This is a genomic window from Streptomyces sp. NPDC021020 (assembly GCF_044333285.1).
Lineage (GTDB): Bacteria > Actinomycetota > Actinomycetes > Streptomycetales > Streptomycetaceae > Actinacidiphila.
In genome coordinates this window covers 1-14961 of sequence record NZ_JBIRQQ010000006.1, presented here as the reverse complement: position 1 = coordinate 14961, position 14961 = coordinate 1, and the positions used below count along the sequence as shown (strand labels likewise).

The 14961-nt window shown below is 75.2% G+C and carries 15 protein-coding genes; 7 read left to right on the top strand and 8 right to left on the bottom strand.

Annotated elements, in window-relative coordinates; translation table 11 throughout:
* Positions 1 to 53: 53 nt before the first annotated feature.
* The 3 genes from ACH4SL_RS18600 to ACH4SL_RS18590 form a co-directional block, all read right to left on the bottom strand.
* Positions 54 to 1859 (bottom strand): DUF6461 domain-containing protein, encoded by a 1806-nt coding sequence (locus ACH4SL_RS18600; RefSeq protein WP_398446733.1) that lies wholly within the window; start codon positions 1857 to 1859, stop codon positions 54 to 56.
* Between the two features lie 158 nt (positions 1860 to 2017).
* Positions 2018 to 2788, bottom strand: coding sequence for a class I SAM-dependent methyltransferase (locus ACH4SL_RS18595; protein WP_398446731.1), 771 nt, complete (start codon positions 2786 to 2788; stop codon positions 2018 to 2020).
* A gap of 171 nt (positions 2789 to 2959) precedes the next feature.
* On the bottom strand, positions 2960 to 3403 hold the full coding sequence (locus tag ACH4SL_RS18590) for a MarR family winged helix-turn-helix transcriptional regulator (protein ID WP_398446729.1): 444 nt from the start codon (positions 3401 to 3403) through the stop codon (positions 2960 to 2962).
* A gap of 154 nt (positions 3404 to 3557) precedes the next feature.
* On the opposite strand from ACH4SL_RS18590, the gene ACH4SL_RS18585 reads away from it, so the two are divergent.
* Positions 3558 to 4130 (top strand): isochorismatase family protein, encoded by a 573-nt coding sequence (locus tag ACH4SL_RS18585; protein WP_398446727.1) that lies wholly within the window; start codon positions 3558 to 3560, stop codon positions 4128 to 4130.
* Positions 4131 to 4210: 80 nt separating this feature from the next.
* Here the strand turns inward: ACH4SL_RS18585 and ACH4SL_RS18580 are convergent, their stop codons facing one another.
* On the bottom strand, positions 4211 to 4795 hold the full coding sequence (locus ACH4SL_RS18580) for a TetR/AcrR family transcriptional regulator (RefSeq protein ID WP_398446725.1): 585 nt from the start codon (positions 4793 to 4795) through the stop codon (positions 4211 to 4213).
* An 87-nt stretch (positions 4796 to 4882) separates the two neighbouring features.
* On the opposite strand from ACH4SL_RS18580, the gene ACH4SL_RS18575 reads away from it, so the two are divergent.
* The 3 genes from ACH4SL_RS18575 (at position 4883) to ACH4SL_RS18565 (ending at position 6662) form a co-directional block, all read left to right on the top strand.
* Positions 4883 to 5251 (top strand): DUF4267 domain-containing protein, encoded by a 369-nt coding sequence (locus ACH4SL_RS18575; protein ID WP_398446723.1) that lies wholly within the window; start codon positions 4883 to 4885, stop codon positions 5249 to 5251.
* Positions 5252 to 5394: 143 nt separating this feature from the next.
* Positions 5395 to 5904, top strand: a complete 510-nt coding sequence (locus ACH4SL_RS18570) for a cupin domain-containing protein (protein ID WP_398446720.1) — start codon at positions 5395 to 5397, stop codon at positions 5902 to 5904.
* 50 nt (positions 5905 to 5954) lie between these two features.
* Complete coding sequence (locus tag ACH4SL_RS18565; RefSeq protein ID WP_398447769.1) at positions 5955 to 6662, top strand: HAD family hydrolase; 708 nt, start codon at positions 5955 to 5957, stop codon at positions 6660 to 6662.
* A gap of 17 nt (positions 6663 to 6679) precedes the next feature.
* Here ACH4SL_RS18565 and ACH4SL_RS18560 read toward each other — a convergent pair whose 3' ends face one another.
* Both ACH4SL_RS18560 and ACH4SL_RS18555 read right to left on the bottom strand, forming a co-directional pair.
* Positions 6680 to 8494, bottom strand: a complete 1815-nt coding sequence (locus ACH4SL_RS18560; RefSeq protein WP_398446718.1) for a VWA-like domain-containing protein — start codon at positions 8492 to 8494, stop codon at positions 6680 to 6682.
* A 37-nt stretch (positions 8495 to 8531) separates the two neighbouring features.
* Positions 8532 to 9593, bottom strand: a complete 1062-nt coding sequence (locus tag ACH4SL_RS18555) for an ATP-binding protein (protein WP_398446716.1) — start codon at positions 9591 to 9593, stop codon at positions 8532 to 8534.
* A 190-nt stretch (positions 9594 to 9783) separates the two neighbouring features.
* Between ACH4SL_RS18555 and ACH4SL_RS18550 the strand changes: the two genes are divergently transcribed.
* Both ACH4SL_RS18550 and ACH4SL_RS18545 read left to right on the top strand, forming a co-directional pair.
* Complete coding sequence (locus ACH4SL_RS18550) at positions 9784 to 10308, top strand: hypothetical protein (RefSeq protein WP_398446714.1); 525 nt, start codon at positions 9784 to 9786, stop codon at positions 10306 to 10308.
* A gap of 186 nt (positions 10309 to 10494) precedes the next feature.
* A complete protein-coding gene (locus ACH4SL_RS18545) occupies positions 10495 to 12318 on the top strand; it encodes an acyl-CoA oxidase (RefSeq protein WP_398446712.1) in 1824 nt (607 codons plus the stop codon).
* Between the two features lie 41 nt (positions 12319 to 12359).
* Here the strand turns inward: ACH4SL_RS18545 and ACH4SL_RS18540 are convergent, their stop codons facing one another.
* Positions 12360 to 13316 carry an RNA polymerase sigma-70 factor gene (locus ACH4SL_RS18540; protein ID WP_398446710.1) on the bottom strand — a complete coding sequence of 319 codons (957 nt, stop codon included), beginning with the start codon at positions 13314 to 13316 and terminating at the stop codon, positions 12360 to 12362.
* 203 nt (positions 13317 to 13519) lie between these two features.
* Between ACH4SL_RS18540 and ACH4SL_RS18535 the strand changes: the two genes are divergently transcribed.
* Positions 13520 to 14005: a carboxymuconolactone decarboxylase family protein gene (locus ACH4SL_RS18535; RefSeq protein WP_398446707.1), complete on the top strand. Its 486-nt coding sequence runs from the start codon at positions 13520 to 13522 to the stop codon at positions 14003 to 14005.
* A 52-nt stretch (positions 14006 to 14057) separates the two neighbouring features.
* Here the strand turns inward: ACH4SL_RS18535 and ACH4SL_RS18530 are convergent, their stop codons facing one another.
* Complete coding sequence (locus ACH4SL_RS18530; RefSeq protein WP_398446705.1) at positions 14058 to 14609, bottom strand: EF-hand domain-containing protein; 552 nt, start codon at positions 14607 to 14609, stop codon at positions 14058 to 14060.
* Between the last annotated feature and the right edge of the window lie 352 nt (positions 14610 to 14961).

The following is a 14961-nucleotide window of genomic DNA, read 5'->3' as shown; positions in this document are numbered from 1 at the left end:
GTGACGTGAGCCAGCGTGACGGGGCGGGTGGGCGTACGGGCCCGGGCCCGCGCTCAGCCCCGCAGATGCGGCGGCAGCGGCACCCAGCGGCGCGCGGAGCGGTTGTCGACGGCCTCCCGCGCGGCCGGCACCCGCATGCCGGCCGCCGCGCACGCGTACGCCAGGGCGTTGGCGCCGTACGGGAAATGCGGCCGGTTCTGCCAGAACCGGAAGCGCCAGTACGCCTCCTGGTCGGCCTGGCCGGGCCGGGGCCCCGGGGTGCCGAGCTCGTCGGACGCCACGACCTCGCCCTCCCGGGCCAGCGTGAAGAACGTGCCGCCCTTGGGGTTGAAGTACAGCCCGCACGCGTCCGTACCCGCCGACAGGGCGCGCAGTACGGCCCCGTCGTTGGGCAGATAGCCCTGCTGCGTGACGGCGCAGCCGCCGGGGTCGCCGGGCAGCGCCGTCACGCCGACGTAGTGCAGGGACTCCTCGTAGTCGTCCTCGTCGAAGGGCGCGTCCTCGATCTCCACGGGCGGGCATTGCGCCGGGTCGGCGCCGAGCCGGCGTATCAGCTCGTCCTCGGTCAGGCCGCGGACGAAGGCGGCGCCGAGGCCCTCCGTCCACAGCCCCCGCGTGTCGAAGGCGGCGACGAGCGCGTCGGCCTCCGCGAAGGCGGCGGCTTCCGCGGCGGGCAGCCGTACGGCCCCGGGCAGGGCGGCGACCAGCGGCGCCAGCGGCGTGGTCAGCAGCAGCCGGCCCGGTGACCAGGGGCCCTCCTGCGGGCTCCAGGCATCCGCGCCCGCCGCGAGCAGCGCGCGGACGCTGCCCTCGTCCAGGGCGCGGGCGGCCTGCCACAGCGGGGTGCGGCCCGCCTCGTCGCGCGCGTCGGCCGCGGCGCCGTGCGCGAGGAGCGCGGCGACCGCCTCCGCCGCGCCGCGCTCGGCGGCCATGTGCAGCGGCGTGGTCGCGGTACGGCCCTCGGCGACGCGGTCCGCGGGCGCGCCGCCCTCCAGCCGGGCCCGGACCAGGGCCGCGTCCTCCCAATCCCGGTAGCCCATGCCCTGCCAGTCGGCGCGCGGCAGGTAGCGCTGCCGGGCCTCCTGGGCGCGGCGCAGCTCGGCGCGCTGCCGGTCGGTGAGCGGCGGCGCGAGGAAGGCGGGCGGTCCGCTCCGCTCCATGTGGGCGAACGCGCGCGGGCCCGCGGGATCCGCCGGCGGCTCGGGCAGCCCCGGCCAGACCTCCAGCGCGTGCCGCGCCGCCGCCCGTATCGCCGCCGTGTCCAGCGGTGTCCGGGTCTCGGGTATGCCCTCGTCCGGCCACTCGACGACCAGCTCCGTCGCACCCGGCGGGGGCAGTTCGGGCAGATACAGCTCGACGTCCGTCCGGAACGGGGACCGGTGGGAGGGGCCGAGCCCCGGGTCGAGCGGGATCAGGCCGACGGCCTGCGACGTGGCCGCCGTACGGGGCGCGCCCTGCGCGTCGGTGTACGTCACCCGGCGCATCACCGTCCCGTCCAGCGAGGTCACCCGGCGGCCGTCCGCGAGCAGCAGCCCGACGCGCAGCCCCGACTGCCGCTGCCCCGCGGCCTCCTGCCGCCGGACGGTGCGGAAGACGGTCAGCCGCGCGGTGACCGCCCGCGGCCACACCGACCACCCCACGGACACGACCCGGACCTCCGCCCCCGCGCCCACCACCCCGGCGCCGGGCAGCACGGCGGGCGCGAAGTGGTCGGCGGGCGGCGCGTACTCACCCGCGGCGGCCCCGCCCGGCCGCAGCGCGGCCACCACCGGCCGCCCGCCGGCGTGCACCCCGGAAAGGGCGCCGGCGGGCTCGTCGTCCGGCTCGTCGGCCATGACCAGATCGTCGAAGAATCCCACGCGCCCAGCCTCACACGGGGGTCTGACAACGGGCTCCGGACCGGACGCGCGGGCCCTTCCGCAAGACCCGCAAGACCCGCAAGACCCGCAAGACCCGCAAGGTCCGCCGGGTCCGCGAGGCCCGCAAATCCCGCAAGCCCCGCCCCCCTCCGCCGCCTTCAGCTGTCGGCGCGCAGCACCAGCAGGTCCATCCAGCTGACAGCCTTTTCCGCGGGGTCGGCGGCGGCAGCGGCCCGCAGCCGGTCGAGGCCGCGGGCGTAGGCGGCGTCGCTGATCGCGCGCAGCTTGCTGTCGGTGTCGCGGCGCAGGCCGTCGGCGTAGGCGGCGAGGGTGGGCGCGGACTCCTGCGGGAGGGTGTGCAGCGCGGTGTGGTGGAAGCCCGCCGCGGTGAAGACGGTGATGACGTGATCGAGGGGCGGGTAATAGGCCACGGATCTGGCGGTCTCGGGAAAGAAGCGCAGCCGCAGGTCGCGCTCGCCGCGCCCGGGGAAGACGTTGCGGATGAGCACCGGTGCGCCGGGCCGCAGCGCGCGGCGGGCCTCGCGGGCGGTTGCCACGAGGTCGTCGATGTGGTGGACGACGGAGCCGAACCAGGCCATGTCCGCGCACGCGTCGTCCACCGGCAGGGACTCCGCGCGGCCCTTCAGCACGGTGATGCCGTCGTCCGCCGGGATCAGCGCGCGCATGGCCGCGTCCGGCTCCACCGCCAGGACGTCCACCCCGAACCACTCCCGGAAGGCCGTGGCGAAGCCGCCGGTCCCGGCCCCGACGTCGAGCACCGTCATGCCGGGCCGCAGCCCCGCCTCCTCGGCGACGGCCTCCCGCCACGCGCCGAGCCCTTCCCGCGGCACTTCCCGCGCGGCCCGGTAGGCGGCTGCCGCGTCCCCGTCGATGCCCGGGGCCGCCGTGGCCTCGTCCTCCGTGGTCATGTCCCGTCCTCCTGCGGTGCCGGTCCCGCGCCTCGCGGGCGTACCCGCCCAGTCTGTACGAGCGGCGCAGGGCGCGTACGGCGTTCAGTCACAACGCAGGGTGAAGATTCCGCAGCGGACGGTGAGGGTCGAAGGCGAAGAGGTGAGGGCGAAGTTGAGGCGGGCACGCCCCTACTCCGGTGCGGGCAGCCCGTGTTCGGCGGCGATCGGGGCCAGCAGGGCGCCCAGCCGGGCGCGTTGCGCCGGGGTGAGGGCGGCGGCGAAGTCGGCGTCCGCCGCGTGCGCCAGTTCGCCGCAGAGGGCGAGGAGTTCGCGGCCCTGCGGGGTGAGGCCGAGGATCTGGCGGCGGCGGTCGGCGGGGTCGCGTACGCGCTCGACCGCGCCGAGCTCCTGGAGGCGGTCGGCGAGCGCCACCACCAGGCTCGGGGCGACGCCCATCACACCGGCTACCTCCAGCTGGGACGACGCTTTGCCGGTGTCGAGCAGGACCATCAGCCCGACGTGCTTGGGCTTGAGGCCGTGCTCCTCGATGCGCGCGGCGAAGAGGTCGGCCGCCATCGCGCCGAGGACGCCCAGGCGGAAGACGACGCTGGAATTCACCTTGTCGGGAGCCATGGGGGCTAGGCTACAGTGGGTGAATGATTCAGGGTGTGAATGATTCACGCTCTGATGTCCCATGTCCCATGTCCCATGTCCTGCGACCGTGCCCGCGGCATCCCGTGCCGCCCGGTCCGCCTGCTGCCGTTCCACGGCCGAGAGGGGCTCCGCCATGCTCGAATCCACCACCGTCCAGGTGCACATCGCCGACCTTCAGGAGGGCATCGTCGACCTCAGCGCGACCACGGCACCGGCCGTGATCAGGCGCTCCGCGGGCTTCCTGGTCGATCTGGCGCGGCTGCTGGACATCCCCGTCACGCTGTCGGCGGCGCCGCGCCCCGGCGGGCCCGCGGTCGTCGCGGAGGCTGCCGCCGCGCCGGACGCGCCGGTCTTCGTCCGCACCGGGCCCTGCGCGTGGGACGACGTCCCGACCCGGCAGGCCATCGCCGCCTGCCGCCGCCCGCACCTCGCTCTGTGCGGCGTGACCAGCGAGATGGTCGTCCTGCACACCGCGCTGGACGCGCTGGCCGCGGGGTACGAGGTCACCGTCCTGCTCGACGCCTGCGGCGGGCTCTCCGCCCGTACCGAACAGGCCGCCTTCCGGCAGGTCGAGGCGGCGGGCGGGCGCGTCACCGCGGTCGCCAGCTTCGCCGCGGACCTCGTCCGGGACTTCACCACGCCGGTGGGCCGCGAGGTCATCACGGCCCTGCACGGGCTCCTCCAGCCGGTCGGGAGCGCGGCCTGAGGCGGGGGGACAGGCTCGCGCGGCCTGAGGCTCGTCCAACCGGGTGACAGGTCGCGGGCCGTCCCCCCGGAAACACCGCCTCAAGCCGGTGGCGCCGCCGTGAAGCGGGCGACCAGCAACGACAGCCGCTCCGCGTGGGCCGCGGCGGGGAGGCGGTCGCTGCGGGTGAGGGTGACCAGGCCGTGCAGGGCGGCCCAGAAGGTCTCCGTGAGCAGCGTCGGGTCGTCGCCGCCGGTGAGGGGGGCGACGGCCCGGACGAGCTCGCCGAAGGCGTCCCGCAGGGGCGCGGGGGCCTCCGCGGTGGCGAAGGGCAGGTCGACGGCGTGGGTGAACATGGCGTCGTAGAGGGCGGGCCGCTGCTGCGCGAAGTCGGTGTACGCCGAGGCCACCGCGGCGAGGCCGGCGGGCGCGGAGGCCTTCGCGGTGCGGGCCGCGCGCAAGGTGGTGGCCAGTTCGGCGAAGCCCTGCTCGGCGACGGCGGCCATGATCGCGCCCTTGCCCTTGAAGTGGCTGTAGAGGACGGGCTGGCTGTACTCGATCTCGGCGGCCAGTCGGCGGGTGGTGACGGCGTCCCACCCCTCCGCCTCCGCGAGTTCGCGCGCGGTGGTGACGATCAGCCGCTCGCGTTCGGCTCGTTCGCGCTCCCGGCGCGTCTGGATGGTCATGACCGTGATTCTAGCATCGCTAGCAATTGTGCTGGCGCTATGTTAGCTTCGCTCTCGTCCCTAGCGTTGCTAGCAAGGAGTTCCGGCATGACCGCCACCGCGTACACCCTGGCCGCCGTTCTCGACGTGTTCGTGCTCTTCATCGGGGCCCGCTTCCTGCTCCAGCCGCACCCCGCCGCCGCGGGATACGGCGTGCCCGCCCGGCCCGCGGGCGACGCGGCCTACCTCGCGGTCAAGGGGCTGCGGGACGCGGTGTCCGGCGTCATGGGCCTCGCGCTGCTGGCCTTCGCGGGGGCGCACGCGGAGGCGTGGTTCATGCTCGCGGTGGCGCTCGTGCCCCTCGGCGACACCGCGATAGTGCTGCGGCACGGCGGGACGAAGGCCGCCGCCTTCGGGATCCACTTCGCGACCGCCGTCGTCGTCCTCGCCGGTGCCGCGCTGCTCTTCGCCGTGTGAGTGAGCCGTGTGAGCACGGCTTCCGCACCCCTCTCACCCGTTCGCCACAGATGATCAACCCTGCGGGCCCACCCCCGCGTCCGTCCGTACGCCGGAGCGGCCGCCCCGGTCAGGGCCCGACCCACCCCACCCAGGAGTTCGCCATGTCGCTGATCGTGCCCCGCTTCGACGAGTCCGTGATCGTCCGCTCCACCGATGCCGAGGTGGTCGGCCGCGCGCCCACCACCGTGCGGCTGCTCGCCGACAGCAGCGCGACGGGCGGCGCGCTGTCCACGCAGCGCGTCACGCTCCTCGACGGCGCCGACGGGGCGCGGCCGCACCGGCACGACCGCTCCGCCGAGATGTTCTACGTCCTGGACGGCGCGGCGCAGTTCCTGTCCGGGGACGAGGCGGTGACGGCGGAGACCGGTGACCTGGTCGTCGTCCCGCCCGGCTGCCCGCACGCCTTCGCCGCCGCGCCCGGCAGCGACGCCGACCTGCTCATCGTCATCACCCCGGGCGTCGAACGCTTCGCATACTTCCGCCACTTGCAGCGGATCGGGCTCGGCCAGGCCACCCCGGAGAGCCTGCTGGAGGTGCAGGAGGCCTACGACACGTACTTCCTGCAGAGCCGGACGTGGGAGTCCGCCCGCCGTGCGGGGGAAGGGCCTTGAGGGCGGAGCGGGCCCGGTCGGAGGGCAGGGCGCCGTACGATCGGGGCGTGATCAATGGTGTGATGTTCGACTTCTCCGGCACGCTACTGCGGATCGAGTCCGCCGAGGAATGGCTCGCCGCCGTCCTGGCGGAGGCCGGGGTCCGCCCGGTGGAGGGGGAGTTCGCGCAGTGGGCCGCGCGGCTCACCGAATACGGGGCCGTGCCCGGTGGGACGCCACCGCGGCGCATGCCCGAGGAGGCCGTGAAGCTCTGGGACGAGCGGGATCTCAGCGCTGAGCAGCACCGCGCCGCCTACACCGCGCTCGCGCGCGCCGCGCAGATCCCCGTCCCCGGCGTCGAAGAGGCGCTGTACGAGCGGCACATGAGCCCGGCCGCCTGGCGCCCCTACCCCGACACCGCGCCGACCCTGCGCGAGTTGCGGCGGCGCGGGCTGCCGGTGGCCGTCGTGAGCAACATCGGCTGGGACCTGCGCCCGGTCTTCCGCGCGCACGGGCTGGACGAGCTGGTCGACGCGTACGTCCTGTCGTACGAACTCGGCGTCCAGAAGCCCGATCCGGGGATCTTCGCCGAAGCCTGCGCGCGTCTGGGGCTGCCGCCCGCCGAGGTGCTCATGGTCGGCGACAGCCGCGAGGCGGACGGCGGCGCGGCCGGGCTGGGCTGCCCGGTGCACTTCGTCGACCACCTCCCCGCCGACCTGCGGCCGTCCGGCCTGACCCCGGTGCTCGCCCTCCTGGAGCCGGAGGCCGCGGCCGGCTGACCGGCCGCCGGGCGCGGTCAGTGCAGGGGGAAGACCGGGCCGCGCGGGGTGAAGGGCAGGCGGGCCCCGCGGGGGAGCAGGAAGGCGTGCGGGCGGGGGATGCGCAGGGGGTCGCAGGCGCCGTCGGTGATGACGAGGACGGGCGCGGACGGCGGGAAGTCGTCGGCGGCCAGGAGGAGTTCGACGGCGGGCTGGAGGACCGTGCCGCCACGGCCCCGGACGCGCACGCGGCCCGCGATGTCGGCGGGCGGGAGGTAGCCCGCGTCGTAGGGGGCCGCATCGCAGAAGACCACGCGCGCGGCGGGCACGTCGCGCGCGGCGGCGTAGGAGGCGATGGCCCCCAGCGCCTTGCCGAGCATCCGCGGGCTCATCGACCCCGAGGTGTCCAGGACGACGCCGAAGGTGCAGCGCTCCAGCTCCTCGGGCGGGTAACCGCGGCCCGCGCGGGGGATGTCGGGGGTGGACGCCTGGCGGCGCGCGGGGCGGGCGAAGCTGCGCAGCGGCTCGGGCCGGGGTACGTACTCGTCGAACCAGCGGGCCAGCCGTACGTCCCAGGGCAGCGGCGGGTGGGCCAGCGCGCGGATCTCCTCGACGAGACCGGCCGGGAGCGTGCCGCGCGTGCGGTCGTGCAGGTCGAAGCCCTGGAGCAGGCCGCGCCGGTAGAAGGCGTCGAGGTCGACGTGCTCGGCGGGCGTGCCGGCGTGCGGCAGCGGCTCGCCGAGGATGTCGCCGAGGCCCTTGCCGCGCAGCGTGGCGAGGCGGCGCCGGCGCCGGGCCTCGGTCGTGACGCGGTCGTAGACCTCCTCCGCGGACAGGCCCGCGAGCACCGGGTCGTACAGCAGCCCGGACGGCATCGCGCCGACGCCCATCTCCAGCAGCCACGCGTTGACGACGTAGTCGCAGGCGACGTTGAAGAGGTACGGGTCGCGCGCGCCGCAGCGGTCGCCGTGCCGCAGCGCGGCGTGCAGCATCTCGTGGGCGAGGACGAAGCGCCATTCGTCCTCGGTGTACGACCGCAGGGGGTTGACGTAGATCTCGCCCGCGGCGGCGTTCACCGCGGCGACCGAGATGTGCTGGGCGCGCGCCAGCTCCGCGTCGGCGACGACGGTCATGCCCGCCGCGATGCCGCCGAGCAGCGGGTAGGAGGCCACGAACCAGTCGAGCGCCGCCGTCCACGGCCCCTTGCGGCTGCCGTCGGGCGCGTTGCCGCCCGCCTCGCGCATCGCGTCGGAGACCGTACGGGTCAGGGCGCGCGCGAAGTCCGCCTGCCAGTCGCGCGGGTCGCTCTCGTACGGCCACGGGTCGAGCCGCTGGTCGGGTCCGGAGCCGCCGACGCCGCAGCGCGCGAACCGCGCAGGGATGCCGTCGCGGCGGAAGCGCTCGGCGAGCTGCTCCTCGTCGCCGTCCGGGAAGGAGTCGGGGACGTCCAGCCCGGCGGGCGGGGTGCCGACCAGCAGGCTCTGCTGGAAGCGGCTCACGACCAGGCAGCGGGCGGCCAGTTCGTACGCGTCCGGCTGCGTGCGGGCGCCGCGGGCGGCGGGCACATGGCCGAAGCCCAGGTGCAGCAGGCAGTGCGCGAGCACCCAGGCCCACTCGCGCGGTTCGGCGAGCCGCCGGGGGTGGACGTGCAGGCAGCCGTCCGAATCGGCCATTGCCCAGCCGTCCTCGGGCACGGCGCGGCAGCCGGTGCGGCAGAAGCGGACGTCGAGCGAGCCGAGCGCGGGGTCCTCGCGGATCAGCGACAGGCCCTGGCGGTAGGCGAGTTCGGTGCGCGGGTCGGGGACCAGCGGCTCGTTCTGCTTGCGCGGGCCCCGCTGCCGTCCCCCGCTCACGTCCCGACGCCCCTTCCCCGCAGCGGAGTCGCGGCGCTCACCGGCGGGCCTCGACCAGCCGCGGCATGGCCCGCGCCGCCTCCACCAGGAACCACCCGGGCAGCACCGGGTTGCCGTCCTCGTCGTCGGCGATCACGGTCTGCGCGACCTCGACCGAGATCTCGGCGAGCTGCACCAGCAGCGCCTGCGCGCGGTACGCGTTCTGCCGCACGGACGGCGAGGCCTGCTCCTTGCTCGCGGGCAGCTCCTTGACCAGGCGGCCGCGGAAGGACTCGGCGAGGTAGTAGAGCAGATCCCGGTCCTGGAGCCGGCCCGGCCAGCTCGCCCGGCCCTTGACGATGGCCTCGATCCCGAAGTCGCTGCGCACGATCTTGACGTAGCCGCGGAAGGCGGCGGCGTGCGCGGGGGTGAGCATGCCGTGGACGAGCACGGTGAGGGTGGGCTCGTCGAGGGCGGGGCCGAAGGAATGCAGCGCGTCGGAGAGCATGTGCCACGAGCGCGGGGTGGAGAAGGGCTCCTCGGTCTTCGGCGCCTTGGACCACAGGTGGTGCGGCCGGTCGGTGAGGTAGTCCGTGACCCACGGGTGGATCCCGGCGCCCGCCGCCCAGCGCAGCCAGTCCGTCGCGGACGCCTCCAGGTGGACGTGCGCGAGCCGGTTGACCAGCGCGGACGCGAGCGGGCGGGCGAGCGCGTTGTCGGTGGCCCGGTTGCCCGCGCCGATGACGATGCTCCCCGCGGGCAGCTCGTAGCCGCCGATGCGGCGGTCGAGGATGAGCGAGTAGAAGGCCTTCTGCACGTCGGGCGACGCGGCGTTGAGCTCGTCGAGGAAGAGGCAGTACGGCTCGTCGCGCGCGATCATCTCGGGCGGGCAGAAGACGGAGCGCCCGTCCCGTATCTGCGGCACCCCGATCAGGTCCTCGGGCGCGAGCTGCGTCCCGAGCAGGCTCACGCACTCCAGCCCCAGCGACTCCGCGAACTCCCGCACCAGGGACGACTTCCCGATGCCGGGCGCCCCCCACAGGAACACCGGCCGCACGGTCGCGAGCCCGAGCAGCAGCTCGGGCACCTGCGACGGGCTCACGGCAACGGCGGACTGCACGGATCGGCTCCTTCTCGGGGGGTGTCGGCCCCATGCCCTGGATCTCCCGGGCGGACCGCTACGTCATCGTCCACCGCACGGCACCACGCCCGCACCCGGATTAACCGGGCGACGGCGCCCACCGCCGCTGCCTACGATGCAGACCCGTCCGCCCCGTCCCGTCCGCCGAGTCCCGCCCGGGAGCCCCTTCGTGAACTACGACCGATCCGCGCTCGTCGACTGCCGGCTGCACGTCCTGGCGGGGCCCGCCAGCGGCTTCGGCGACTACTCCCGCGGAGGCGAGGCCTTCAACGAGGCACTGGCCGCCTACTGGGCGGAGCTGGAAGCGGCCCTGGAACGGCGCTTCGGCGCGACGCTCGTGAGCAGCCGGGCGACGGACTTCGACGCGCGGGTCCTGCTGATGCTCTTCGGGAGCACCGCGCACTCCTACCTCGCGATCCGGACGCCCTGGTCCGACTACCTGGAGGTGGGTCTGCTCGTGCAGAAGCTGGACGGGGCGGGCCCGGCGGGGACGCGCGTCCGCGCGGCGAGCGACCGGATCGAGGAGGCCGCGAAGACCTCCCGCGCGGCCCACCGGGAGATGCTCGACACGCTGGCCGGGCACGTCCTGGGCGACCGCGCGGACACCGTGGTCACCTCCGCCGACCTGCTCGCCGACGGCTTCGACGACACCCGGCGGCCCGACCCCGCCGACTTCCCCGCCTACGAGGACTGACGGCGGAGCCGAGGCCACGACGGGACGCGGGCGGCGGTGTACGCGTACGGGGTCCGGTCGGGTGCGCTCCGGTGGGGGCGTGGTCGTGGGGTGGCGGGTGCGCCCCCGCGTACGCCTGTGCGGGGTGCGCGCCTCCGCGTAACGGGTCGTGCAGTAGCCGCAGGTTGGCGGCGTCGTTGCCAGGGCATGAAGATCGTGAACCCGGCGCCGGCTTCCGCACCGGCACGGATCCCCGGCCAGGAGTCCGGTGTGCGGCCGGGGGCGCTCGCGGCCGTGCTGTACGAGGACGGTCCGGGGGAGTGGCACGGCCTGTGGCGCAAGGCGGTGTCCGCGGACGTCTTCCGCCACGCACCGCACCTGCCCGACCAGGAGCGGTGGGCGCAGGCGTACGGGCGGCTGCGCGCGCTGCACGACGAGGTGCCGGACGCGGCGGCCCTCGCGTGCGACGTGCGCGGGCTCGCGGCGCTGCACGAGTGGACGGGTCAGGTGGACGGCGCCACGGCGACGGTGGCGGGCATCCACTTCAACCTCTTCCTCGGCAGCGTCCTCGACGACACCGTCACGGTGCCGGCGCACGACGTACGGGACTTCACGTCGCTGCGGCGGACGGGCGTCTTCCTGTGCACCGAGCGCGCGCACGGCAACGACGTCGGGGCGCTGGAGACCACCGCGACCTGGGATCCGGCGGACGGCGGCTTCGTCCTGCACACCCCGCACCCGGGCGCGGCGAAGTTCATGCCCAACACCGGGCCCGCGGGCGGCCCCAAGACCGCGGTGGTCGCGGCGCGGCTGCTCGCCCGCGGCACGGACCACGGGGTCTTCCTGCTCCTCGCCGCGCTCACCGGCGAGGACGGCGACCCGCTGCCCGGCGTGCGGATCGAGGCGCTGCCCCGGCGCGCCGGCGACCCCGTCGACCACTGCACGACCGCCTTCGAGCACGTCCGGCTGCCGCCCGGCGCGCTGCTCCAGGGCCGGCACGGCAGGCTGCGGCCCGACGGCACGCTCGACGCCGAGGTCAGCAGCACCCGGCGCCGGGTGCTGCACGCGATCCGCCGGGTGACCGTCGGCAAGCTGTGCATGAGCGCCGCCACCGCGGGCGGCGCGCGCGCCGCGCTGGCCGTGGCCGTGCGGTACGGCGAGCTGCGCGTGGTGTCGGGGGCCGTACCCGGCAGCCGTGTCCCGGTCAACGCGCTGCGCAGCCACGCCGCCCCGTTGCTGCGCGCGACCGCCACCGCGTACGCCATGACGCTGTGGCACCGCCGGGTCGTACGCCGCTGGATCGGCCACTCCCCGCACGAACGGGCCGCGGCGGAGCGGCTGGTGGGCATCGCCAAGGGCTGGATCACCTGGCAGGCCCGCGACGTCATCGCCGAATGCCGGGAGCGCGTCGGCGCGCGAGGCCTCTTCCCGGCGAACGCGCTGCCCGACTACTACGCCAACGCCGAGGGCGCCGTCACGGCCGAGGGCGACAACCTGCCGGTGTGGTGCAAGGCGGGCAGCGAGATGGTCTTCGGGCAGTCGCTGCCGCCCGCCCCGCCCGCGCCGACCGGCACCGAGGCGCTCACCGACCCGCGCTTCCTGCTGAGCCGCGCGGCCGCCGCCGAACGCCACTGGCAGCTGCGGGCCCGCGAGCGGATGCGGGACGCCCCGGCGGGCAGCCCGCTGGAGCGCTGGAACCACGCGTCGGGCGCGGCGGTCGAGCTGGTCCGCGCCCATGCCGTGCGCGGCGCGGGCGAGGCGCTGGCCGCCGCGGGCGAGCGGTGCGCCGACCTGCGGGCGGCCGGGCTGCTCGACGGCCTGGCCGCGCTCTTCCTGCTGGACCACCTGCGCGCGTCGATCGGCCCGCTGCTCGCGGACGGCGCCCTCACCGCGGGGCAGGCGGGCGCTTGGGCCGGGGCCCGCGACGACCTCACCGGCCGCCTCGCACCCCATCTGCCGCTGCTGACGGCGGCGTTCGAGGTGCCGGAGGAGCACCTGGCGCGGCTCCCGCTGCTCCGGGAGCCGCTGTAGGGGCGGGCGTTGGCGCGGCCGCCGGGGCGGCCGGCGTGCGGTCAGGCCCGGGTGACGCGCGTCTCCTGCCCGATACGGGAGAGCTTCTCGGGGTTGCGCACCACGTACAGCGCGCTGATCAGGCCGTCGTCGACGCGGACGGTCACGATGTCGTCCACCTCGCCGTCGATCCGGACGAGCAGCGCCGGGGAGCCGCCCACCAGGAGCCATTCGAGCGTGGCCCGGCGGCCCAGCTCGGGCAGGCCCGCGGAGAGCGTGGCGCCGACCGCGTCCGCGCCGCTGACCGGGGCGGTCGCGGCGGTGCGCACGCCGCCGCCGTCGCCGACGAGGACGACGTCGGGGGCGAGCATGGCCAGCAGCTCGCGCAGGTCGCCGGTCTCCACGGCCAGCCGGAAGGCGGCGAGCGCGCGGCGGCTCTCGGCCGCAGGAAGGGTGCCCGGCGCGGCGCGCGGGCGGCGGGCGGCGACATGCGTACGGGCGCGGTGCGCGATCTGCCGCACCGCCGCGGGGGACTTGTCGACGGCCGCGGCGATCTCGGCGTAGTCGACGGCGAAGACCTCGCGCAGCACGAAGACCGCGCGCTCGGTGGGGCCCAGCGTCTCCAGCACGAGCAGCATCGCCGTCGAGACGCTGTCCGCCAGTTCGACGTCCTCGGCGACGTCGCGCGTGGTCAGCAGGGGTTCCGGCAGCCAGGGGCCGACGTAGGTCTCGCGGCGGCGGCTGAGGGTGCGCAGCCGGACGAGCGCCTGGCGGGTGGTGGCGCGCACCAGATACGCGCGCGGTTCGCGGACCGCGGCCAGGTCGACGTCGATCCAGCGCAGCCATGTCTCCTGGAGGACGTCCTCGGCGTCGGCGGCGGAGCCGAGCATCTCGTAGGCGACGGTGAAGAGGAGGTTGCGGTGCGCGACGAAGGCCTCGGTCGCCGCGTCCATCCCGCCGAACGCCGCTGTGGCCATCCCGCTGGCCGCCGCCGTGCCGCCGGTGGTGTGCTCGCTCATGTCCGCCCCTGCCCTTCCCCGCCCGCCTGGTCGCGGGCGGCGCCGCCCATCCGACACCGGCGGGGGCGGCCGTGTGACGGGCGCGGGGCGTGGCGCTCGTCACAGCGGCGGGCGCGTCACAGGGCGCGAACGGCCGGTGTCCTGTGGGCGATCGGCGCTGCGCACCACCGCGCGGCGCACCCCGCTCCACAGGAGGACACCCCATGGCACCCCGCTTCGACCTGCTCGCCGCCCCGACGTCCGCGAAGGTCGGCAAGCACTTCTACGCCACCTCGACGGCGCTCCTCGAATCGACCACGCTGCCGCGCGCGCTGCTGGAACTGGTGCAGTTGCGCGTCAGCCAGATCAACGGCTGCGGCTACTGCGCCGACGTCCACATCACGGAGGCCGCGGGGGCGGGGGAGAGCGCGCTGCGGCTCGGCCTCGTCGCGACCTGGCGGCACACCACCGTCTTCACCGAGGCCGAACGCGCGGCGCTGGCCTTCGCCGAGGAGGCAACCCGGATCGCCGACGGCGCCCCGGGCGTGACCGACGCGACCTGGGCGGCGGTGCGCGAGCACTACGACGAGGACCAGACCGGCACGCTGATCGTGCTGGTCTCGCTCATCAACGCGGCGAACAGGATGGGCGTCATCGTCCGGAACCAGGGCGGCTCCTACACGTCAGGGGCCTTCGCGGCGCTCGACTGAGCGGGGGCATTCCGCCGAGCGCCGCGAAGGAGTGACGGGCGGACGCGGACGCTCAGGCCGCGCTGCCCGCCGTGTCGGCGGCCCCGGCGACCAGGTGGTCGCCGGGGATGCCCGCCTTGTCGGGCGCGTAGTAATCCCGGATCCCCTCGGCCCATGTCCGCACCCCGATGCGGTCGTCGGGGGTGGGTGCGAAGGCGTCGAAGAGCGTGTCGATGTTGTCGCGGCGGAAGCCGATGGCCGTCATCAGCGCCATGAACGCGGGCCGCTCGACGAGCCCGTCGCCGTCCGGGTCGCCCAGTTCGGCGAGCGCATCGGCGAATTCGCCGACGGTCGCGGTGAAGCGGGCCGGGGACAGGACGCACGACTGGAATTCCTCGAAGTCGATCCGCCCGTCCCGGTCGGCGTCCAGCTCCTTCAGGAGCGTCGTCCAGTACCGCGCGAAGGCGGCGTGCATCCGTTCCTGTGCCGCTGTGCTCGCGCGCGGCGCGGCGGCGACGACGCGCTCGCTCATGAGTGAGAAGTCGTCGGCCTCCAGCACCCCGTTGCCGTTCGCGTCGAGCAGCGAAAAGACGAGCGCGACCCTCCGGGTGGCCTCTGTGCGCATGGCTCCGTTGCCTCTCTTGCGGTGATGCTGCCGTGGTGGGGATGGGGACCCCGCGGCCGGACCCGCTGTCCGGCTCTTCCGAAGTGGTGCCCGGGACCCGCCACTCGCACACCGCAAGCGCACACGGTTACCCGCAAAGGGGGAAATCCCGGCATTACGGTGTGAGTTCGGGCGGGATCGGGTAAATGCTCAAACGGACCTGCGGCGTTCGGCCCGAGGGTCGGGCCGAACGCCGGGAAGATCCACACGGCACCCCTAGTAGTGCTTCGTTAGGTTCTGGGTCTGCTTCTGGTGGTGAGTGGTCGGCCGCAGGTGGTGCAGGTGCCGGTCCAGCACTTCAGCAGGTTCTGGA